Annotated in this window: 24 protein-coding genes, 3 pseudogenes and 1 riboswitch; of the genes and pseudogenes, 20 read left to right on the top strand and 7 right to left on the bottom strand. The window is 68.3% G+C overall.

Annotated elements, in window-relative coordinates:
* Positions 1–764 precede the first annotated feature (764 nt).
* Positions 765–1,094, top strand: a complete 330-nt coding sequence (locus L1066_RS19180) for a hypothetical protein (RefSeq protein ID WP_235737804.1) — start codon at positions 765–767, stop codon at positions 1,092–1,094.
* A 472-nt stretch (positions 1,095–1,566) separates the two neighbouring features.
* On the opposite strand, the gene L1066_RS19185 is transcribed toward L1066_RS19180, so the two are convergent.
* Both L1066_RS19185 and L1066_RS19190 read right to left on the bottom strand, forming a co-directional pair.
* Entirely contained in the window at positions 1,567–2,340 is a 774-nt protein-coding gene (locus L1066_RS19185) for an SDR family oxidoreductase (protein ID WP_235737805.1), read from the bottom strand.
* 131 nt (positions 2,341–2,471) lie between these two features.
* The gene (locus L1066_RS19190) at positions 2,472–2,993 is read right to left on the bottom strand and encodes a DinB family protein (RefSeq protein ID WP_235737806.1); all 522 of its coding nucleotides are present in this window, start codon (positions 2,991–2,993) and stop codon (positions 2,472–2,474) included.
* Positions 2,994–3,098: 105 nt separating this feature from the next.
* On the opposite strand from L1066_RS19190, the gene L1066_RS19195 reads away from it, so the two are divergent.
* The 6 genes from L1066_RS19195 (at position 3,099) to L1066_RS19220 (ending at position 7,915) form a co-directional block, all read left to right on the top strand.
* Positions 3,099–4,010, top strand: coding sequence for an ECF transporter S component family protein (locus L1066_RS19195; RefSeq protein ID WP_235737807.1), 912 nt, complete (start codon positions 3,099–3,101; stop codon positions 4,008–4,010).
* 30 nt (positions 4,011–4,040) lie between these two features.
* Positions 4,041–4,568 (top strand): hypothetical protein, encoded by a 528-nt coding sequence (locus L1066_RS19200; RefSeq protein WP_235737808.1) that lies wholly within the window; start codon positions 4,041–4,043, stop codon positions 4,566–4,568.
* Between the two features lie 9 nt (positions 4,569–4,577).
* On the top strand, positions 4,578–4,985 hold the full coding sequence (locus L1066_RS19205) for an HIT family protein (protein WP_235737809.1): 408 nt from the start codon (positions 4,578–4,580) through the stop codon (positions 4,983–4,985).
* Between the two features lie 41 nt (positions 4,986–5,026).
* Complete coding sequence (locus L1066_RS19210) at positions 5,027–5,797, top strand: SDR family NAD(P)-dependent oxidoreductase (RefSeq protein ID WP_235737810.1); 771 nt, start codon at positions 5,027–5,029, stop codon at positions 5,795–5,797.
* A gap of 231 nt (positions 5,798–6,028) precedes the next feature.
* Positions 6,029–6,205: riboswitch (cyclic di-AMP (ydaO/yuaA leader) on the top strand.
* Between the two features lies 1 nt (position 6,206).
* A complete protein-coding gene (locus L1066_RS19215) occupies positions 6,207–6,794 on the top strand; it encodes a C40 family peptidase (protein ID WP_235737811.1) in 588 nt (195 codons plus the stop codon).
* A gap of 110 nt (positions 6,795–6,904) precedes the next feature.
* Positions 6,905–7,915, top strand: coding sequence for a DUF3048 domain-containing protein (locus L1066_RS19220; protein WP_235737812.1), 1,011 nt, complete (start codon positions 6,905–6,907; stop codon positions 7,913–7,915).
* Between the two features lie 61 nt (positions 7,916–7,976).
* Here L1066_RS19220 and L1066_RS19225 read toward each other — a convergent pair whose 3' ends face one another.
* Positions 7,977–8,660, bottom strand: coding sequence for a TetR/AcrR family transcriptional regulator (locus tag L1066_RS19225; protein ID WP_235737813.1), 684 nt, complete (start codon positions 8,658–8,660; stop codon positions 7,977–7,979).
* 129 nt (positions 8,661–8,789) lie between these two features.
* On the opposite strand from L1066_RS19225, the gene L1066_RS19230 reads away from it, so the two are divergent.
* The 8 genes and pseudogenes from L1066_RS19230 to L1066_RS19260 all read left to right on the top strand — a co-directional run bounded on the left by L1066_RS19230 (position 8,790) and on the right by L1066_RS19260 (position 14,197).
* The gene (locus tag L1066_RS19230) at positions 8,790–9,314 is read left to right on the top strand and encodes a hypothetical protein (protein ID WP_235737814.1); all 525 of its coding nucleotides are present in this window, start codon (positions 8,790–8,792) and stop codon (positions 9,312–9,314) included.
* A gap of 52 nt (positions 9,315–9,366) precedes the next feature.
* Entirely contained in the window at positions 9,367–9,939 is a 573-nt protein-coding gene (locus L1066_RS19235) for a YqgE/AlgH family protein (RefSeq protein WP_235737815.1), read from the top strand.
* 22 nt (positions 9,940–9,961) lie between these two features.
* Positions 9,962–10,207: a DUF3039 domain-containing protein gene (locus L1066_RS19240; protein WP_235737857.1), complete on the top strand. Its 246-nt coding sequence runs from the start codon at positions 9,962–9,964 to the stop codon at positions 10,205–10,207.
* A pseudogene (locus L1066_RS19245) lies at positions 10,204–11,992 on the top strand (DEAD/DEAH box helicase). The gene L1066_RS19240 and the pseudogene L1066_RS19245 overlap by 4 nt, the downstream one beginning before the upstream one ends.
* A gap of 120 nt (positions 11,993–12,112) precedes the next feature.
* A pseudogene (locus tag L1066_RS29210) lies at positions 12,113–12,403 on the top strand (helix-turn-helix domain-containing protein); the annotation flags it as partial.
* 139 nt (positions 12,404–12,542) lie between these two features.
* A complete protein-coding gene (locus L1066_RS27030; protein WP_283095513.1) occupies positions 12,543–12,665 on the top strand; it encodes a hypothetical protein in 123 nt (40 codons plus the stop codon).
* Positions 12,666–12,798: 133 nt separating this feature from the next.
* Complete coding sequence (locus tag L1066_RS19255) at positions 12,799–13,296, top strand: SigE family RNA polymerase sigma factor (RefSeq protein WP_235737816.1); 498 nt, start codon at positions 12,799–12,801, stop codon at positions 13,294–13,296.
* Positions 13,289–14,197, top strand: coding sequence for a hypothetical protein (locus tag L1066_RS19260; RefSeq protein ID WP_235737817.1), 909 nt, complete (start codon positions 13,289–13,291; stop codon positions 14,195–14,197). Before L1066_RS19255 ends, L1066_RS19260 begins: the two co-directional genes overlap by 8 nt.
* Positions 14,198–14,215: 18 nt before the next feature.
* Here the strand turns inward: L1066_RS19260 and L1066_RS19265 are convergent, their stop codons facing one another.
* Complete coding sequence (locus tag L1066_RS19265; RefSeq protein WP_235737818.1) at positions 14,216–14,695, bottom strand: Lrp/AsnC family transcriptional regulator; 480 nt, start codon at positions 14,693–14,695, stop codon at positions 14,216–14,218.
* Positions 14,696–14,777: 82 nt separating this feature from the next.
* On the opposite strand from L1066_RS19265, the gene hppD reads away from it, so the two are divergent.
* Together hppD and L1066_RS19275 are read left to right on the top strand one after the other, a co-directional pair.
* Positions 14,778–15,986 carry a 4-hydroxyphenylpyruvate dioxygenase gene (gene hppD, locus L1066_RS19270; RefSeq protein WP_235737819.1) on the top strand — a complete coding sequence of 403 codons (1,209 nt, stop codon included), beginning with the start codon at positions 14,778–14,780 and terminating at the stop codon, positions 15,984–15,986.
* 247 nt (positions 15,987–16,233) lie between these two features.
* The gene (locus L1066_RS19275) at positions 16,234–16,812 is read left to right on the top strand and encodes a TMEM165/GDT1 family protein (RefSeq protein WP_235737820.1); all 579 of its coding nucleotides are present in this window, start codon (positions 16,234–16,236) and stop codon (positions 16,810–16,812) included.
* A gap of 69 nt (positions 16,813–16,881) precedes the next feature.
* On the opposite strand, the gene L1066_RS19280 is transcribed toward L1066_RS19275, so the two are convergent.
* Positions 16,882–17,166: a DUF4873 domain-containing protein gene (locus L1066_RS19280; RefSeq protein WP_235737821.1), complete on the bottom strand. Its 285-nt coding sequence runs from the start codon at positions 17,164–17,166 to the stop codon at positions 16,882–16,884.
* The gene (locus tag L1066_RS19285) at positions 17,163–17,855 is read right to left on the bottom strand and encodes a TetR/AcrR family transcriptional regulator (protein ID WP_235737822.1); all 693 of its coding nucleotides are present in this window, start codon (positions 17,853–17,855) and stop codon (positions 17,163–17,165) included. The genes L1066_RS19280 and L1066_RS19285 overlap by 4 nt, the downstream gene beginning before the upstream one ends.
* A 70-nt stretch (positions 17,856–17,925) precedes the next feature.
* Between L1066_RS19285 and L1066_RS19290 the strand changes: the two genes are divergently transcribed.
* From L1066_RS19290 to L1066_RS19300, 3 genes are read left to right on the top strand one after another with little or no spacing between them, the layout of a single operon-like run.
* Entirely contained in the window at positions 17,926–18,810 is an 885-nt protein-coding gene (locus L1066_RS19290) for an AurF N-oxygenase family protein (protein ID WP_235737823.1), read from the top strand.
* A gap of 33 nt (positions 18,811–18,843) precedes the next feature.
* On the top strand, positions 18,844–19,347 hold the full coding sequence (locus L1066_RS19295) for a DUF1697 domain-containing protein (RefSeq protein WP_235737824.1): 504 nt from the start codon (positions 18,844–18,846) through the stop codon (positions 19,345–19,347).
* Positions 19,348–19,406: 59 nt separating this feature from the next.
* Positions 19,407–20,192, top strand: coding sequence for an enoyl-CoA hydratase (locus L1066_RS19300; protein ID WP_235737825.1), 786 nt, complete (start codon positions 19,407–19,409; stop codon positions 20,190–20,192).
* Positions 20,193–20,232: 40 nt separating this feature from the next.
* On the opposite strand, the pseudogene L1066_RS19305 reads toward L1066_RS19300, so the two are convergent.
* Positions 20,233–20,816: pseudogene (locus L1066_RS19305) on the bottom strand (isochorismatase family protein).
* Positions 20,817–20,894 lie beyond the last annotated feature (78 nt).

Raw genomic sequence — 20,894 nt, forward strand, 5'->3', positions numbered from 1 at the left:
AAGTTGGGAACGATATGGTCTTTCGCTGAACCTCGACCAACTTCCTCGGATTATCGACAAGGCCGATATCGTGGTCTGGTGCCGCCTTGCAGGAGAGGTCAACGAGTCCGCGGCTCGTGCTGAGAGCTTCGTCGGTACCCACGTTGAACTGGCCGGCTGGTCGACGGTCCGGGACTTGGTCGAACGGGGGCGCCCCGTTTGGCGCTCGCAACATAGGGCACAACTCTCAGTTGCTCCCGACGACTTGCGCCCGATGGGTGACCTCGACGGGCGGGGCCAGCTCGCTGGCATTCCACCATGGCCGCGGCACGGCAGCGCCGCGATGAAGGATCAATTGTCGTGCGGACACACAGGCTTCGGGGGCTTGTGTTGGGATTGCGAGTGGAACAAAAAGTTCGGCGCGCACGATAGATCCGCGGGTGACGTGCTGTTCTCTCACGGAGCCGCCCGGTACTTGCACGCGGCTTCAAGGTCCGCCGTGGTGAGGGCTCACGGACGATGGCCATTCAGCGCTTTCACCGAGGTTTGTCACATCACCCGCGAGATGCTGACGGCCCCCGTCTGCCATCTGTGTTTTCCGGACGGATGACCTCTGGTCGTCCATTACGATTCTGGTCAGATGGCCCTCGCCCGAGTTGTCCGGATCCGTTGGACAACGTACGGCTCCGCCGGGTTTGCGCCATCGACAGCGGGCACCCGAGGGTGGTTCCGGACCTGAAACACATGCCCCCAGACGAGAAAACCGGCTTGCCGAAGGAGCAGAGATGAACGAGTGGAACGTAGCGGAAGGAACGGGGTGGATCGACATTCTCGACTTCGGGCGCATCAACCCGCGCCGCGACAACGTGGCCGGCGGTAGGTACTTCTTTACGGCCATGACCTCCGGCGAGGGCTACGCAGCGGCCCGTGGGCCTCAGATCACCGAGGGTCCGGAGACTTGGCACTACGAGCCCGATCAGCCGTTCCACGTGCGGGACCCGGCTACCGGGAAGGTCCTCGAGATGACGATCTCGCTCCTTCCGGCGGGCCGCTACGCAGTCAAGTACCGGCCTGGCGAGTGGCCGAATGCGACGTCGGGCGGCGGCTGGGCGTAGGACCTCCCCAATTGGTCCAGTTTAGACAGCCTCTTTCGCTTGACGTTGCGTTCGGGCATTCGCGGTTTCTCCAGTCGGCGAGGCCGGACCGCGGGGCCGAACATTCTTTGTGTCCCACGGAGGACGTCCGTAACCTCACCCAGACCGGAGGGCAGGCCGTGATTGAGGCGGCTGGAAGTCCGGACGTCGAGCTGTAACTGAACGGTCATAGCCAGCGGGAGACGTGCCAGCGGTGGTCATGAGCCTTCGGCTGCGGACGCCGATGTTCCCAAGATTGCTGGAAGGCAATGCAGGCCGTGTGCACAGATCGCGTTCAGCGTGTGCACGAGGGGCTGCAGCGGCTCAACCTGGGTCCAGATTCAGGCGCAAATCGCCATTTCGGGGAAGCCCCCACGCCTCTCTCAAGCCTTGGGGCCCGACGTCTCCGGACGTCGGGCCCCAAGGCGTTGTCGTCCTCCACGCCGAGCGGTTGCTACCAGCCGACCGCGCCGGCAGCGTCGAAGAACGTGCCGGACGGTCCTTCGTCATCAAGGAGGGCTGCGGTGGCGATGATCTGGGCTGCCTCGTCGGCCGTGGTCGGCGCGGCAGCACGGTTGACCGGGCCACCAAGGTCGGTCTGCACCCAGCCGGGGCAGACCGAGTTCACCTTGACTGCCGAGTCTGCGAGCGCCTTCGACAGGGCGATGGTCAGCCCGTTCAGGGCGGCCTTCGAGGTCTGGTACGCCGGCAGGATCATGCCGAAGTACGGCGACTCCGGGTTGACCTGGTCTGACAGCGAGCCCATCGTGCTGGACACGTTGACGATGCGGCCGGCGTCCGAGGCGGTCAGCAGCGGCAGGAACGCCTGTGTGACGGCGACGGCGCCGAGGAGGTTCGTGCTGAGGGTGCGGGTGAACAGGCCCAGATCGAGGGGCTGATCTGCCTCGGGAGCGGTTGCCTCCGGCAGGATCCCTGCGTTGTTGACGAGGATGTCGAGCCGCCCGTGCTCGCGCGCGACGCGGTCGACTGCTTCCGCGATGCTGGCCGGGTCGTTGACGTCGACGTGGAGCGCGTTTGCGTAGATGTTCTCGCTGCGGAGGGCGACGACGGCCTCGTGGGACTGCACCTCGTCGCGTGCGGCGATGATGATGGTTGCTCCCGCTTGTCCGAGGAGCCGTGCGGTGGCGAGCCCCAGTCCGCGGTTTCCTCCGGTGATCAGGGCCACCTTGGTTGCGGTCGTGGTCACGTCTGCCGTGGTCGTTGTCATGGGGCCAGCGTGTCCGCTCCACCCATGAACTTCTGGCGAGAAACGGACGTCGCGTTGCCTTGGAACACAGCGGCAGAAAGGTGTCGCTCGGTGACACCTTGCTGCCGCTGTCTCGGCAGGGCGCTGGCACGTTACTGCCCGGCGCGACCGTCGATGCACTCCCGCACGAGATCAGCGTGTCCGCAGTGACGGGCATACTCCTCGATCATGTGGACGACGATGTCCCGCACCTCGGTCGGGATGCCGTCCACCTCGACGAGCGCATCCAGGTCGGCGTGGTCGAGGACATCGCGGGCATGGGCGATCTCGCTGCGCCACTGGGACCACGCGTCGGCCACCAGCGCCTGGTCGGCCTCGCCGGGCCAGCTGAACCCGGCGTCCGCCTCGTCGCCCGCGTGGAGGCGGCTGAGCTCCGTCCGTCCCTCGATCATCCGGCGGAACCAGTGATGCTCCACCCGGGCCAGGTGCCGGACCAGCCCGATCAACGAGAGGGAGGACGGCGGCACCGACCGGGTGCCCAGCTGCTCCGGCGTCAAGCCGTCACACTTGAGCTCCAGGGTCGTCCGGTAGGCCTCGAGATAGCCCACGAGCGTCTCGCGCTCGCCCCTGCTGGGTGCGTCCGCTGCGCGCGGGTCCTGCTCGGGGGAAGCCACATGCCGTTGAATCCTCGATCGGTCATGGAACCAGCCAAGCACCCGAGCAAGGGTGAACTGCACGAACCCGGGGTGGCTGTCGGGCCGATCTCCTAGAATCGGGCGGTGGTCGAGCACGTTGGAGAGTCGGGTGAGGCGTCCTACTGGGACCGTCTCGTCGAGCGCCTCCAACTGCTCCGCGAGCGTGCCGGCAACCCCAGCTACGGAGACATCGCCCAGCGCGTCAGTGTGCTGCGTGAGGGCACGGGCATGTCGGCCCATGCCGCGCGAGTGGCCCGCACCACGGTCTACGACTCCTTCCGGCTCGGTCGCTCCCGGCTCAACCTCGACCTCTACCGCGACACAGCCAAGGTGCTGGGCGCCACGGACGACGACGTCGACAGCTGGTTGCTCGAGTGTCGCGATCCGGTCCTGGCCCAAGAGCCGGAGCCGGTGCCCGAACCCAGTGCCCGGCAGGTGTGTCGAGTCATCCTCGGTTGCCTCCTGCTCAACATCGTGGGCCGTGAGGTGGTCGACTTCCTCCATCTGCCGATCTATCTCGACATGGTCGGCACGGCGATCGCAGCGATCGCGCTGGGGCCGTGGTTCGGGGCGCTGGTCGGTGGTGGCACCAACCTCCTCGGCTCTCTCGGCAGTGGCTCGGTCTCGCTGCCCTTCGCCCTCGTCAACATCGTCGGTGCGCTGGTCTGGGGCTACGGGGTACGCCGCTTCGGCTGGGGCCTGACGCTGCCACGCTTCTTCTGGCTCAATGCCCTGTGTGCTGTCGTCTGCTCGTTGATCGCGGTGCCGATCCTGATGATCGCCTATGGCGGTTCGGTCGGCGCCGGTCAGGACAACATCACCGCGACCGTCAGCGAGATGACCTCCTACCTGCTCGTCGCGGTCAGCGCCTCCAACATCGTCACGTCGCTGGGTGACAAGATCATCAGCGGTTTCGTCGCACTCGTGGTGATCACCGTGCTCCCGTTGCCGGTCCGTCGGGGCAGCCGGCTCGTGGTCGCCGACCCCGAGGTCTGACCGGTCCGGTGGGGTGGGACGATCTGGCCCGTGGATCTCCTCTACCTGGTGCAGTGGCTCGGCTGCCTGGCGGCCCTCTTCGGGGGTACGGCGGTGCTGTGGTTCTCCGACGAGCTGCCTGTCCGCAGGGAGCCGGTGCGGTGGGTGGCGACCACGCTGGGGGTCCTGTTGCTCGTCTGCGTGCTGGTGCTGTGGCTCGCCTCGACCGGCAATGCGTCGCGTCCCACGTTGGAGAACAGGGCGACGCGTCTGGCCGATGCGGTCCAGCTCGTCTCCCTCACGTTCCTCGTGCTGTTCCACACCATGGCCGGGCAGGGCACCCTGCACCGGTGGTACTCGCGGGGCGCCACGCTGCTGGCGATCGGTTTCGGCGTGGTGCTCAGTGCTGGAGCCCAGGTCTCGTTCCCGGCAGTGGCCTGGTCCGAGTCGTCCTGGCTGCAGCTCGGATTCTTCGTCGTTGCCGGCGGGGCGATGCACTGCGCCCTCGTCTCGCGGGACCCGTTCGAGGGCGGACGATCCACCAGCGGGCAGAGCCGAACCAACGGCGACGCCCACTAGCGTGGGGGAATGGACTGCATCTTCTGCGCGATCGTCGCCGGCGCGACCGAGGCCGAGATCGTCCTGGACGAACCCGACCTGCTCGGCTTCCTCGATCGCCGTCCGGTCTTCAAGGGACATGTCCTGCTGGTGCCGAAGCAGCACGTCGCGACCCTGCCGGACCTTCCCGCCGCGCTGCGTGATCCGTTCCTCGAAGCAGCCCAACGGCTGGCCTCCGCGGTCGTCGACGGGTTGGGTGCCCAGGGCTCATTCGTGGCCATGAACAACGTCGTCTCCCAGTCGGTGCCACACCTGCATCTGCATGTCGTGCCCCGCACCAAGGGAGACGGCCTGCGGGGCTTCTTCTGGCCCCGACACCCCTACGGGGAAGGCGAAGCGGCGACCTACGCGGAGCGGCTCCGCAGGGCTTTGGTTTGATGTGGTGGATCACACCGACGAAAAACTGAGGAGAGATTCAGATGGGTCGTTACGACGGACGCGTTGCAGTCGTCACCGGAGCCGCGCGCGGACTCGGCTTCGCCACCGCTGAGCGGTTTGCACAAGAAGGCGCGGCGGTAGCGATCGTCGACCTCGACGAGAGCTCGGCTGCCGACGCGGCGACCCGGATCTCCGACAGCGTCTCCGGCGCGCGGGCCATCGGCATCGGGGCCAACGTCAGTGACGCCGCTTCCGTCGAGGCCGCCATCGAGCGGGTCGTCACGGAGCTCGGTGGCATCCACGTGCTGGTCAACAACGCCGGCATCACCCGCGACAACCTCCTCTTCAAGATGACCGAGGACGACTGGGACCTCGTCATGGGTGTCCACCTCAAGGGTGCGTTCCTCATGACCCGGGCCGCCCAGAAGCACTTCGTCGAGCAGAAGTACGGAAAGGTCCTCAACCTCTCCAGCACGTCGGCCCTCGGCAACCGAGGTCAGGCGAACTACTCGGCCGCGAAGATGGGGGTCCAGGGCCTCACCCGCACCCTCGGCATCGAGCTGGGCCCCTTCGGCATCAACGTCAACGCCGTCGCCCCGGGCTTCATCGCCACCGAGATGACCGACGCCACGGCAGTGCGCCTCAAGATGAGCGTCGAGGACTTCCGTCAGGCCAACGCCGACGCCAACCCGGTCCGACGCTTTGGTGAACCCGGCGACATCGCCGCTGCCATCGCCTTCCTCTGCAGTGATGAGGCCTCCTACATCACGGGTCAGACCTTGTACGTCGACGGCGGCTTCACGCTGGGCTGACCGGCAACGATGGAGCAGGGAATCGAGTGATCCGGGCCACGTACAAAACGTATTTTCCCGGACAGAACGGGTGTGGCGGCGTACGTCACACCCGTTCTGCTCTTCTTGAGTTTTGAATTTGCCGCCTCGGGCGCCTAGCGTCCCGGCTCGTCCCGCGCAACGAAGCGCGGCCACCCACAACTGAACATCCGCGACCACGGTTCCGCCGAGTCCTGCCCGCCGAGGGTCGCGTCCAGTGAATCGACTCAAGACGGGCAGGAGTGGGGGACCCACACGTTCCGCGCGGCCAGGTCGGGAAACCGACCGAGGCCGCTTGGGGTGAAGCAGTCCATCGCAGCAGCGAGGACGGCAGGGCACTTTCCGGCCCCAACCCGACAGCTCACCTCACAGGCGTAGGAAAGGACCCTCCATGTTCGCGACTTCGCGACTCCTGGTGCTGCCTGCCCGCGTGTTGGTCAGCATCCTGCTCGTCAGCCTGGCCTTCCTTGCGGCTGCTCCCGCCGACGCTGCTCCGGCCGTCGACGAGACCCCGACCGACACCGCTCCCGAAACCCCTCGGGCGGTCAAGAAGGCGACCGCGGGCGGCGCCAAGCCCGGCAAGCTCGGCATCCGCAAGCAGAAGAAGACGACGGCGACCCAGCGTGCCCTCGCCGTCGCCCGCAAGCAGCTCGGTGACCCCTATCGCTACGGTGCTGCCGGTCCCAACGCCTTCGACTGCTCCGGGCTGCTCCACTTCAGCTTCCGCGCAGCGGGCTTCAAGAAGATGCCGCGCACCTCCGGCGCGCAGGCATCCTTCGCTCGGCGGATCCCTCGCTCGGCCCTGCGACCGGGCGACCTGATGTTCTTCACCGGCAGTGGTGGCGTCTACCACGCGGGCATCTTCGCGGGCCGCAAGAACGGCAAGATCGTCATGCTGCACGCTCCCAGCAGTGGCAAGCGGGTCTCCTACGCTGCGCCGTGGACCAACTCCTGGTTCGCTGCGACGTTGCGACGCTGACCGACAGGTCGCGACTGTGGAGTGTGTCGGGCGCGCCTCCGCGTTCCTGCGGCGTCGCGGCTGCACACTTCAAGGCGAAACTTCCCCCTGCGAACTCCTGAGGAGATCCCGTGCGTGCCTTCCGTCCCACCATTGCTGCCGTCGCCCTTGCGAGTCTGGTGTTGGCCGGTTGCGGCGGGGGCGATGACTCCGGTGGCGGCGACGGCGAGAAGAGCAACCCTAAGGGACAGGGCGACGAGCAGGTGCTGGCCAGCACCTGGCCGCTGACCGGCCTCGAGGTGAAGAAGGGCGACTCGTCGACACTCGACCACCCGGTGCTCGTCGCCAAGATCGACAACACCAGCAACAGTGCTCCGCAGATCGGGTTGAGCAAGGCAGACCTGGTCGTCGAGGAACTGGTCGAAGGTGGGCTCACCCGCCTTGCGGTCTTCTACTACTCCGAGCTGCCGGAGGTGGCGGGGCCGATCCGGTCGATGCGTGCCTCCGACATCGGCATCGTGAAGCCGGTCAATGGAGAGATGGTGACCAGCGGTGCTGCTGGTCAGACGATCGCCCGACTCAACAACGCCGGTGTGAAGTTCCACCAGGAAGGGACCGCCGGGCTCTACCGCGACAGTTCCCGTTCCGGCGTCTACAGCGTCATGGCCAATCTCAAGGAGATCGCCGCCAACACGAAGGCCGGCGGTGACCGCCCCAAGGACTACCTGCCCTGGGGCGAGGCCGACGATCTCCCGAAGGGGCAGCCGGCCACCTCCATCTCGGCGAGCTTCGGCAGCCACACGACGACGTGGGCGTTCGAGGACGGGCACTACGTCAACAAGAACACCTACGCCGCTGCCGACGACCAGTTCCTGGCCGACTCGGTGCTGGTGCTCGAGGTCGAGATCGGTGACGCCGGATATCTCGACCCGGGCAACAACCCGGTGCCGGAGACGAAGCTCGAGGGCAAGGGGCCGGCGACCCTCTTCCACGACGGTCGCGCCATCCGCGGCACCTTCGTGAAGAAGGGCCTCTCGGGTGTGATCACCCTGAAGACCAAGAACGGCCAGCTCAAGGTGCCAGCTGGCAACACCTGGGTCGAGCTCGTCCCCAACGACCGCGGCGGGGTCACCTTCGACTGATCTGCGCCTACCTCGGCCCTGCCCCCGCTGACGGGGAGCAGGGCCTTGGTGTCTGCTGGCGTCAGGAGTCCTGACCGGTGGGCAGCTCCAGGTCGGCTCCCTGGTCGACGAGGGAGCGCAGGCCCGTCAGGATCAACCCGATGGCCGCCTCGACGCGGGCGCTGGCCGCTTCGCGGTCGCTGGCGGTGGCGACGTTCTCGCCCGCGCTGTTGAGGGCACCGTGGAAGATGCTGGCGAAGGTGTCGACCATGGGTTCATCGAGCTCCCAGTCGCCGGCCCGGAGCACGTTGCGCACGATGTCGAGCACGATCGCGTAGGACGAGCGCTGTTCCTGCTCGCGATAGCGCTCATGGCCGAGCACGGCTGGGCCCTCCTGCATCACGACGCGGCGGTAGCCGGGCTCCTGCACGGCCTCGAGGAAGGCACGCAGGCCGGCGCTCGCCTTCTCCCACGGATCCTTCGAGCCGCGTACGGCGCGCGTGATGGTCTTGGACGCGGCCTGCTCCACCTGCTCGAAGACCGCCTCGAAGAGTGCCTGCTTGCCGCTGTAGTGATGGTAGAGGGCACCTTTGGTGACCTTGGCCTGCGACACGATCGCGTCGAGAGAGGTGGCGGCATAGCCACGTTCGGTGAAGAGCTCACGAGCGGCTTCCACGAGGGCCCTGCGCGTGGAGGCCGAGTACTGCTGCCGACGGCTTGCTCCCGGGATCTCGGACAGCAGTCGTTTGGCCGTGGCTTTGCTCATGGGGCGCAGTCTAGATCGGGCCATACCGCCGGTGTGCCAGAGGTCACGTGCGGCGCGTTTGGATACCGTCGGTATGTGTCCGTACTCTGAGTACGTACTGGCGGTATGTGAACGGAGAGGAAGAACACCATGACCTGGCAGACCTTTCACCGCCGCGGCGACGTGCTGCGCGCCATCGTGAGCGAGGCGAACCTCCGCTGCGACGGCACCATCCCCGACGACGTCCCCGGTGTCCGCGAGAGCTTCGATGACGACCTCGACCTGATCGGCGCCCTCCAGCTGCGTTGGCACACGGCCTTGGCCGGCCACCTCGAGTCCGCCCTGGACGCAGAACCGCATGACCTCGGTGCCGCGGTCGTGCGTGGCTGGCGGGAGACGGCCGACCTGCTGCCCGGCGTCCGCGCCATCCTCGATGCCCGCCGTGCGGAACCCGGCAGTGCCCCGATCGCAGCGGCCATGCTGACCGCAACGGCCAAGGAGCACCAGATGCTTGCGCTCATGGCCGGCCGTGCCTCCCGTCTCGACGTGGAGGAGCGGGGTGCTCGTGTCGGCGCCCAGATCGAGCAGGCCGCCCGGGAGGGCCACGCGCTACGTGCCCACGTGACGCCCGGCAAGAGCCTCCTCAGTCGGCTCCGGGCCCACCTCGTCGCCTGACCCGACCTCGGGCTCCCTGCGCGCCGCCGGGCTCCGACCTATCCTTGACGGCATGGATCCCCGCCCCGGAGCACTGCTCGTCGCCTCGGCGGAGTTGCTCGACCCCCACTTTGCGGGCTCGGTCGTGCTCCTGCTCGACACCGACGACGACGGTGCCCTCGGTGTGGTCCTCACGCAGCCGACGCCGGCTCGTCTCGGCGACGTCCTGCCAGGCTGGCACGGTCCCCTCGGAGCGTCGGTGGTGCATCGCGGTGGACCGGTGGGGACGGACGGGGCGCTCGGCCTGGGGCGGCTCGTGGACCCCGACGCCGCGCCGCCCGGATGGCGGCCCTGCTTCGACGACGTCGGTCTGGTCGACCTCGATTCGCCCGTGGAGGTGGTCAGCGATGCCTTGGCCGACTTCCGGGTCTTCGCGGGCTACGCCGGCTGGAGTGCGCACCAGTTGCGCGACGAGATCGCCGAGGGCAGCTGGTACGTCGTCCCCTCCCTGCCCGGAGACTCCTTCCGCCTCGACGTGAGTCACCTGCGGCGCGACGTCCTGCGCCGCCAGCCGGGGAGCTGGCGTGGGTCACCACACGCCCGGCGGACCCGCACCAGAACTGAAACTCGTCCGTCCCTGGCGTAGAGTGTGACCCGTGAGCACCCCCATCGGATTCGGCCAGACGGACGTCCTCGAGGACCGGAAGACGGTCCCGACCGACGAAGGTGACCACGAGCGGTTCTCGCACTACGCGCCGAAGGACAAGGTCACCGAGGCGATGGTGATGGGCACTCCCGTGACCGCCCTCTGCGGCAAGGTCTGGGTCCCCAACCGATCGCCGGAGAAGTACCCGGTGTGCCCGGAGTGCAAGGAGATCTACGAAAGCCTGCCGCTCGGCGGGGACGGCGAGTGACGGGACGGCCCGAGGCCGCGCCACCCAGTGCACTCACCCCGGCTTGGCCGGATCGTGCTGCTTGGGGCACGGCCCAATCGCTGCGCGCCTGGCAGGCGGCGGCGATGGAGAAGTACCTGACCGAGCAGCCGCGTGACTTCCTCGCGGTGGCGACCCCGGGCGCCGGCAAGACCACCTTCGCGCTGACGGTGGCCGCCGAGCTGCTGGGGCGCCGCATCATCGACCGCATCACCATCGTCGCGCCCACCGAACACCTCAAGGTGCAGTGGGCCGAGGCAGCCGGACGTGCAGGCATCCCGATCGACCCCGCCTACGCCGCAGGGCAGGGCAAGACGTCGAAGGACTTCGTTGGCATCGCGGTCACCTACGCGGGCGTCGCGGTCAATCCGCTGGCCTTCCGGCTGCGTACCGAGCGCTTCAAGACCTTGGTGATCCTCGATGAGGTGCACCACGCAGGTGATGCCCTCTCCTGGGGCGACGGCATCCGCGAGGCCTTCGACCCCGCGCACCGTCGGCTGGCGCTGACCGGCACCCCGTTCCGCTCCGACACCAACCCGATCCCGTTCGTGCGCTACCTGCCTGACGGTGACGGTGTCCCGCGCTCCGAGGCCGACTTCACCTACGGCTATGCGCACGCGCTCGCCGACCACGTCGTCCGTCCGGTGCTGTTCATGGCCTACTCGGGTGAGATGCAGTGGCGCACCCGAGCCGGTGACGAGATCGTCGCGCGTCTGGGCGAGCCGCTCACCAAGGACATGCACGCCCACGCGCTGCGCACCGCGCTCGACCCCCAGGGTGCGTGGATCCCTTCGGTGCTGCAGGCCGCCGACAAGCGACTCTCGGAGGTACGCCGGCACGTGCCGGATGCGGGCGGGCTCGTCATCGCGACCGATCAGACCAGTGCTCGTGCCTATGCCAAGATCCTGCGCTCGCTCACGGGGAGGCGCCCACTGTGGTCCTTTCCGACGAGAAGGCGTCCTCGAAGAAGATCTCCGCGTTCTCCGAGGACGACTCGCGCTGGATGGTCGCGGTGCGCATGGTGTCGGAGGGGTCGATGTCCCGCGACTGGCCGTCGGCGTCTATGCGACGACCACCTCGACCCCGCTCTTCTTCGCCCAGGCCATCGGCCGCTTCGTGCGCGCCCGCAAGCGCGGTGAGACGGCTTCGGTCTTCTTGCCGTCGGTGCCGCACCTGCTCGAGCATGCCTCCGAGATGGAGGTGGAGCGCGACCATGCGCTCGGTCGACCGGTGCGCGACGAGGACGACATCTTCGCGGCCGAGCAGAACCTGATCGACCAGGCCAACGCTGGAGAGGGTGCTGCCGACGACCTGCTCGGGAACTTCGAGGCCCTGGGCAGCCAGGCGACGTTCGACCGGGTGCTCTACGACGGTGGTGAGTTCGGCCACTCCGGTGAGGTGCACGTGGGGTCGGAGGAGGAGATGGACTTCCTCGGCATCCCGGGCCTCCTGGAGCCCGACCAGGTGCGGGACCTGCTGCGGACGCGACAGTCCGAGCGCGCTGCCAAGCAGAAGGCCACGGCTGCCGGTGCGCCGCGTGCCGACACGGTCGAGCAGGTGACCACCCATGAGCAGTTGGCGGTGCTCCGCCGCGAGCTCAACGGCCTGGTCGCCGCCTGGCACCACCGCACCGGGCAGGCGCACGGCATCACGCATGCTGCCCTCCGAAAGGAGTGCGGTGGTCCGGCTGCGGCCGTCGCGACGGCCGACCAGCTGCGCAAGCGGATCGACACGATCCGTGACTGGGCCGTACGACGTACCTCCTGATCGTGCGCTCACTCGGCTCGGCTCCACTACGCTGAGCGCGTGCCCGCCGAGACGTCGCAGACCCTGGATCGGGGGCTGCGTGTGCTCCGGCGGCTGGCGGAGGCGCCGGCCGGACTCACGATGACGGAGCTGGCAGCGTCGATCGGGGTCAACCGCACCGTGGTCTACCGCTTGGTGACCACCTTGGAGACCCACGCGCTGGTGCGTCGCGACCGCGCCGGACGCCTTCATGTCGGTCTGGGTGTGCTCCAACTGGGGGCCGGTCTCCAACCGCACCTGCGCGCGGCAGCGTCTCCGGTGCTGCGCGACCTCGCCGAGGCGACCGGGTGCACGGCACATCTGACCGTCGCCGACGGTGAGGAGGCGATGGCCCTGGCCGTGGTGGAACCCACCTGGACCGACTTCCACGTCTCCTACCGGGTCGGCGCGCGGCACCTGCTCACCCTGGGGGCGGCCGGTCGCGCGATCCTGCTCGGGCGGTCCGGTGAGGCGGGGAGTACGCCGTCACCACCGGCGAGCTGCAGCCGGGGGCCAAGGCCTGGCGGCGCCGGTGGTCGGCATCCCCGGGCTGGAGGCCTCGGTCGGCATCGTCACCCTCGGCCCCCTCGACGTCGAGGGCATCGCCCCCGCGATCACCCGTGCCGCCCGGGACCTCGCCACGCGCCTCACCTGACCTCGCCGAAAGCGCCCGGATCGTCGCCGAAAGCGCCCGGATTGCCGTCGAGGGCGCGAGAATGCACCGAGAAGTCTCGACTGCTTCGCAACAGAGCGGCACCGAGCAGCGTTCCCAGGGTATGGAGGTGGTGGTGGAACGCGAGCGTACGGCGCCGGTTGACTTCGATACCTGGGTGGCGGCCCGCGGCCCCGGCCTGCTCCGGTTGGCCCGCAGGCTGGCGGCAGACCCGGCCGACGCCGACGACGTGGTGCAGGAGGCACTCTCCCGAGCCCTGGTTCGTTGGGAGCGGATCGGGCGGTTGGAGGACGTCGATGCCTACGTCAAGCGGATGGTGGTCAACGCCCACACCTCCTGGTGGCGCCGGTTCCGGCGACGGGAGCATCCCACCGCGGCGGTGTTCGAGGAAACGGCCCCCGAAGGCTTCGCGTTCCACGAGCGCGACCGGATGCGCGACGCGGTACGTCGGCTGCCTGCCGACCAGCGTGTTGCCGTGGTGCTGCGCTACTACGAGCAACTGGACTATCCGGAGATCGCGACGTTGACAGGGGTGCGTGAGGGCACGGTGCGTTCGCGGGTCTCTCGTGGACTGGCGGTGCTCCGTACGGAGTGGGGTGAGCGGGATGAGTGATTTCGAACGGCAGTTGGGCGATGCCCTCCACGACGACACGGGGGAGCGTGACCGCGCGGCGGGGCTGGCAGCCGGCGCGCGACGCCGGGCCCGGGTGCGACGTACTCGACGACGTGCGACGTTGGGTGTCTTCGCGGCCTCGACGGCGGCAATCGTCGTGGTCGGCGGTCAGGTGTGGTCGCACAACGAGGTCGGGGAAGACCCCGGGGCCGGCGGGGACGATCCGTCGGCGGTACTGGATCCTCTGGTCACCTGCGGCGGAGCCGACTCGTGGCCGGTCTCGGCGATGGCGCAGGGAGCTGTCCGGCCGACGGCAGAGGAGGACACGCGGATTCGTGATTCCTTCGCGCAGCTGCGGCGTGAGATGCCGATGGACGCCCCTGCTGAGCTCCTGGAGAGAGGAGCGCTGCGGGCCGAGTACGTCGTGCTCGTCGACGGTCCTCGCGAGCTCGTGCTCGGGTTGGGGGAGTGGAGCGAGCAGGGACCGGGGCCGAGGGCGTCGGTGCTGACGCTTGCGCGCGACGGAGACGCATGGGACGCAGAGGGGTGGGGTGACTGCCAACTCCAGATCGCGGACCAGCCGGGACGCGACCGGGTCGAGGTGACGGCGCCGAAGGGCGGTGTGGACCGCGAGACTCGCATCATCACGGTGCTGGCCACGGAACGCGAGTGCACCAGCGGACGCGATGCGACGCCGTACCTCTCGGAGCCGGAGGTCGAGGAGACCGATCGGCAGGTGAGCGTGCTGCTGACCTCCGAGGCGGTCGAGGGAAGTGCGCTCTGCGTCGGCAACCGGCCGGTCGAGGTCGAGATCGAGTTGGCGGAGCCGCTGGGCGATCGAGAACTGCTCGATGCTGGTGCATGGCCACCGGTGCCGGTGCAGGCGGCCGAGCAGCCCTGAATCCGCGGAGTCGGAACCTCAGTCGACGATGCTGGCGCGGGCCAGCGGCCGCGTTCGGCGAGGAACCTGGGTGGCCAGCGCGATCACCGTCGTGGAGCGCACGATCGCGGACTCCGCGAGCACCTTGTCGATCACACGTTGGAGGTCGGCGTTGGTGCGCGCGACCACGCGGCACCACAGGTCCCCGGCGCCGGTGATGGTGCACGCCTCGATGACCTCCGGAACAGCGGCCAGATGACCTGCGACCCGGTCGTGGCCACTGCCGGGGGCGTCCTCACCCTGCCGGATCTCGAGGGTGAGGAAGGCAGTCACCGGATAACCCAGCGCGCCGGGGTCGAGGTCAGGACCCCAGCCGGTGACGATGCCGGCGGCAGCAAGCCGGTCGAGGCGTGCTTGGACGGTACCGCGGGCCACGCCGAGGCGGCGAGACGCCTCGAGGACGCCGACGCGCGGCTCCTCGGCGAAGAGATCGATCAAGGTGACGTCCAGCTGGTCCATCCCCGGGCCTCTCGCTGAGCAGATTGCACACTCTATTTAGAGAGTGTTGCACAGATTGTCGTATGTGGTCAGGATCACAAGCATGACCGAGTTGCGCACTGCTCTGACCGAGGACGAACGCCGGGCCCACCTCTCCGCGGAGGAGCTTCGGGAGCTGATCGGCCTGGTCGACCATGACTCCAGCCACGACCCCTTCCCCGTCAACGGGCTCGACGCGGTCTGCTTCGTGGTCGGCAACGCCACTCAGGCTGCCTCCTTCTACCAACTCGCGCTCGGCATGGACCTCGAGGCCTACCGCGGGCCGGAGACCGGACACCGTGACTCCAGGAGCTTCGTGCTCCGCTCGGGTTCGGCACGGTTCGTGCTCACCGGCGGGGTCGCGCCCGACAGCCCCCTGCTCGATCATCACCGGCGCCACGGTGACGGGGTCGTCGACCTGGCCCTCGACGTCCCCGACGTCGACGCATGCATCGCGCACGCCCGCGAGCAGGGGGCGACCGTGCTCGACGAACCGCACGACACGAGCGACGAGCACGGCACCGTGCGTACCGCCGCCATCGCGACCTACGGCGAGACGCGCCACACCCTCGTCGACCGGAGCCGCTACTCAGGTCCCTATCTGCCGGGATATGTCGCCCGCTCGAGCACTGCCGTACGCCCCGAGGGTGCGCCGAAGCGGCTCTTCCAAGCCGTCGACCACTGCGTCGGCAACGTGGAGCTCGGGCACATGGACGAGTGGGTGGACTTCTACAACCGGGTGCTGGGCTTCACCAACATGGCCGAGTTCGTCGGCGACGACATTGCCACGGAGTACTCGGCCCTGATGAGCAAGGTGGTCGCAAGTGGCAACCACCGGGTGAAGTTCCCGCTCAACGAGCCGGCGATTGCGAAGAAGAAGTCGCAGATCGACGAGTACCTCGAGTTCTACGACGGCGCTGGGTGCCAACACATCGCGCTGGCCACCGGCGACCTGCTGCGCACCGTCGACGTGCTCCGTGACCGGGGCGTCGAGTTCTTGGCCACCCCCGACTCCTACTACGACGATCCCGAGCTGCGGGCCCGCATCGGCGAGGTTCGGGTCCCCGTCAAGGAGCTGAAGAAGCGCTCCATCCTGGTCGACCGTGACGAGGACGGCTATCTGCTGCAGATCTTCACCAAGCCGTTCGGGGACCGGCCGACGGTCTTCTACGAGTTCATCGAGCGCCACGGCTCGCTCGGCTTCGGCAAGGGCAACTTCAAGGCGCTCTTCGAGGCGATCGAGCGGGAACAGGACGCACGCGGCAACCTCTGACGGTGTCGTCGGTCACCCCGGCTGGCCTTCGCGGGGTGGGGGTGCGTAGGGTGGCCTGTTGAAAGGGAGTAGTCCCCAACAGTCGTGTCGACACACTGACCTCCGGGTCCGGTACGACGGGCCATCCTCGGATGGCGGACGAGACTTTCGACCATGTGCGCATCCCCATGAACGGACGCGCCCGGTCGAAGGTGCGTCCCCTGCGGATCGTTCTTCTTCGGCCGGGCCGAAGGAGAAGAAGACCAGCATGTATGCCTTTCTGCTGAGCACCGCCGTGATCTTCGTGGCCGAGCTCGGTGACAAGAGTCAGTTGATGGCGATGACGTTCGCCGCCCGCTACCGCGTCCGTGATGTGCTCATCGGCATCACCGCAGCCACTGCGATCGTCCACCTCGCCTCGGTGGGCATCGGCTACTGGGTCGGCGACGCCTTCGCCGACAGCCAGGACACGATCGCGATCATCGCCGGCCTGGCCTTCCTCGGCTTCGCGGCGTGGACCCTCCGCGGTGACGAACTCACCGAGGAGGAGGCGGCCAAGGCGCGCAACAGCACCGGCTTCGCGATCCTCGCCGTCGGTGTCGCCTTCTTCCTCGCCGAGCTCGGTGACAAGACGATGCTGGCCACCATCACGTTGGCCACCCAAGAGGGTTGGTTCGGCACCTGGATCGGCAGCACCGTGGGCATGGTCGCCGCCGACGCCCTCGCCATCGTGGTGGGCGCGATGCTCGGCAAGCGCCTGCCCGAGAAGACGATCAAGTACGGCGCCGCCGCCCTCTTCGCCCTCTTCGGCCTGCTGCTGGTCGCGGAGGGGCTCGGCGCCTTCTGATTCGGGTAGTCCCTGACGAATTCGTAGTGAAATCGCCCGCGAGGCGACAAGTTTGTCCGGGACTACCCCTCAGAAGGGCGGGCGACCGGTGCCGGTGATGCGGAAGCGGCGCCAGGGGTCGAGGTCGGAGAGCTTGGCCTCGGCCGTGCCGTGGGGCGTGGTCAGGGTCGCCATCGCACCGGAGCGTACGTCGTCCAGTGCGTCGGTCGCGGTGACGCGGCCGTACCAGTGGAAGCGGCCGTCGATCGGCTGGAAGGCGCCCCGCAGGGTGACCTCGACCGGCACCTGCCGGTCGTCGACGGACAAGGTGGCGGGGCCGTCGTACTCGTCGGCGGGAAGCGTTTCGTCGTTCATGAGTCGTTCCTCCGCAGCTCGGTGACGGTGGCGGCCGTGGCCCGGGTGGCGAGCTCCTCGAGATCGATGCCGTGTTCGGCAGCGATGCCGGCGAATCCGTGCCAGATGAAGTCGGTCAGGTAGGTTCCGACGGCTGCGCGGGACATGGTCTCCCGGGTGAGCCACCACTCGCCGGTGCTCAGTCCGAAGCCGACCAGGCCGTGGGCCCAGGGTTCCGCGCCGCCCGCGTCGAGTCCCAGCGCACGCATGCCGTCGCCGATGAATCGGGCGAAGGTGGCGCTGATGCGGTGGCTGCCTGGCGGCATCAGGGCACCGTCGGTGCCGCGGTGGCGCAGCACGAGCCGGAAGACGTTGGGGTGTTCGGTGAGCAGGCCCAGATAGGCGTCGACGGCGTTGCCGATGCGGCGGCGGATCGCTCCGGGCTCGGCGAGTGCCGGGGCGATCCGGTCCACCACCTGTTCGGCCGCCCAGGTGATGACCCGGTCATGGAGCTCCTGCTTGTGATCGAAGTAGCGGTAGAGGACCGGCTTGCTGACCCCGGCCGCTTCGGCGACCCGGGCGATGCCGGCGTCGGGGCCGAACTGCTCGATGGCGGTGACGGCGGCGAGCACCAGTTCGCCGCGGCGTTCTTCGCGATGGTCGTCCCAGCGGCTGCTGCGGCCGTCGGGATCCTTGACGGGGGATGTCATGCGAGCCACACTAGCGGATAGGTGTTACCGGCAGTAACAGTTAATCCGCGATCTGCAAGGAGCCCGTTCCGTGACCATCAGTGACCCGCTCGCCGACCGACTGCTGAAGTCGGCGGCCCGCCAGAGCTATGACCCCGAGGTCGACATCGACTGGGAGGCAGAAGTCCTCCCCGGGTTGCACTACATGGTCCCGGAGCGCCTGTCGTTGTGGGGCACGCCGACCTACGACAGGCTCACTCCCGAGCAGCAGATCGAGCTCTCCAAGCACGAGATCGGCTCCGTCGCGAGCGTCGGTCTCTGGTTCGAGATCATCCTCATGCAGATGCTGTTGCGCGACGTCTACCGCAGCGACCCGCGCTCGGAACGCACCCACTTCGAACTCACCGAGATCGCCGACGAGTGCCGGCACTCGCTGATGTTCGGCAAGGCCCTGGGGCGACTGGGGGTGCCGGCGTACGGTCCGCCGCCGTTGATCCACCGCTTCGCGCCGATCTACCCAACGATCAGCCGTGGCGCCGCGGCCTACGCCTCGATCCTGATCGGTGAGGAGCCCGTCGACCGGTTGCAGCGCGAGCTCATGCACGACGAGCGGGTGCAGCCGATCGTGCGGCAGGTCTCGCGGATCCACGTGATCGAGGAGGCACGGCACGTCAGCTTCGCCCGTGACGAGTTGCAGAAGGCGGTGCGCCAGATGTCGCGCGCAGAACGCGTGTTCGCGCAGACCGTCACCGCGCAGGGGGCATTCATCATGATGAGGTCGCTGATCAACCCCCAGGTGTATGCGAGCGTCGGACTCGACCCGCGTGAGGCCCGCAAGGTTGCGCTGGGCAACGAGCACTACCGTGCGACGATCGCATGGATGGGTGAGAAGGTGATGCCCTTCCTGGAGGAGTGCGACATGGTCGGGGGACCGCGCAACCGTCGCGCGTGGCGGGCCTCCTTCCTGCTGCCCTGAGCGGTTGTCGGGCCGTGCTGCCAGACTGGTGGCATGGCGACCCGGCTTGCGTTCCTTCGCGCGATCAACCTCGGTGCGAAGCGGAAGTTCCCGAAGGACGACATCCGCGCGAGTGTCGAAGGTGCGGGTTTCACCGACGTGGCCACCTACATCAACACCGGCAACGTGCGCTTCGAGACCCGAATGCGCTCGCGGGCGCGGATCGAGGCCACTCTGGAGCAGGCGTTCCGTGCCGACCGTGGGTTCGAGGTGCCCACGATCGTCTTCACCCGATCGGAGTTCGCCCGGATCGGAACCGACTCCGAGGAGCTCCACGAGGACCACCTCGCTCGCCACTACGTCTGGCTGCTCAAGGAGGAGCTCGATGACGCCCTACGTGAGCAGGTCGAAGGGCTCTCCACCGAGCACCACCGGGTCATCGTGCGGGGAGGGCCGCCCATCTCCTCCTCGGGGAGGGGTACGAGCAGGGAGCGGTCGATCCGTTGCGCGCGGAGCGATTCCTCGGCGTGGTCACCAACCGCAACCACAACGTGGTGACCACGCTCGCCCGGCAGTGGTGTTGATCCCCGCCCTCCTGCTGGCGCTAACCTCCGGGCATGACCACACAGCAGAGCACTCCCGGGCTCGTCGTCACCGAGACGGACGGGGTCCTGACCCTGCGCTTCGATCGCCCCGAGGTGTTCAACGCCCTCAACGGCGAGATCGTGCATGCCTGTTGCTCGCTGCTCGAGCGAGCTTCGACCCGTGATGACGTCCGCGTCGTCGTGCTGACCGGCACGGGTGCGGCCTTCAGCACCGGTGCCGACATCGGCGACGGTGCCCACGCGCGCCTCGACATACGTGCCATGGATGCCGCCAACCGGCTGATCCGGGCGATCGTCAACTGTGACAAGCCGGTCGTGGCCGGCGTCAACGGCGTCGCAGCGGGAGTCGGCCTCAGCGCCGCCTTGGCGTGCGACCTTGCCGTGGCGAAGGAGTCAGCTGCGTTCCTGCTCGCCTTTGCCCGGGTGGGCCTGATGCCCGACGGCGGAGCTCCGGCGACGGTGACCGCGGCGATCGGGCGTGCCCGCGCGATGAGGATGGCGCTGCTCGCCGAACCCCTGCCGGCCGCTGACGCCCACGAGGCCGGCCTGGTCTCGCACTGCGTCCCCGACGAGGAGTACGACGCCACCTTGGCGGGCGTGACACGTCGCCTCGCGCTCGGCGCACCGTTGGGGCAGGCCGCGACGAAGCGGGCCATCAACGCGATGGCGTTGCCGGGCCTGGAGGAGACGCTCGAGTTCGAGCGCACGAGCCAGACCCTTCTGCTGCGCACCGCCGACGCGAAGGAGGGCATGGCTGCCTTCGCGCAGAAGCGTCACCCCGACTTCACGGGCGCCTGAGCGGTCGGGGAATGCCGTCGCCCGGCTGGGCGGCGAGACGTCAGGCGGCTGTGACCCCGGCTGCCTGCATCGCGGCGAGTGCGGTGGCGGTGGTCTCGGGGGCGACGCCGGCGCACAGGTCCACGAGCAGCCGCACCTCGAAACCTTCGTTGCGGGCATCGAGGGCAGTGGCTCGGACGCAGTGGTCGGTGGCCAGCCCGCACACGTCGACCTCGGTGACGCCGCGTGTACGCAGCCAGTCGGCCAACCCGATGCCCTCGGCGGTGGCTCCCTCGAAGCCGGAATAGGCGGCAGCGTGCTGCCCCTTGAGGAAGACCGCCTCGAACGGAGCGGGGTCCAGGTTGGGATGGAACGCCTCGCCCTCGGTGCCCACCTTGCAGTGCACGGGCCACGAGGTGCGGTAGTCGGGCTCGGTGCCGCGGGGCGCCCAGTGGGCACCCGGGTCGATGTGGTGGTCCTTGGTGGCCACGACGTGGGCGTAGTCGGGAGCCCCTTGCCACCGTTGCGCCACGCTCGCAACAGGTCGGCCACGTCATGGGCGACGGTCGCACCGCCCGGCACGGCCAGCGAGCCGCCTTCACAGAAGTCGTTCTGCACATCCACCACGATCAGTGCGCGAGTCATGCCTCCAGCGTAGGCCGTGGCCTCAATGAGCCCGGCCATGACACGATCCGACGGGCGCTCGCGACGCACGAGCCTCAG

It is taken from the genome of Nocardioides alcanivorans, from assembly GCF_021555175.1.
GTDB classification, from domain to species: Bacteria; Actinomycetota; Actinomycetes; order Propionibacteriales; family Nocardioidaceae; genus Nocardioides; species Nocardioides alcanivorans.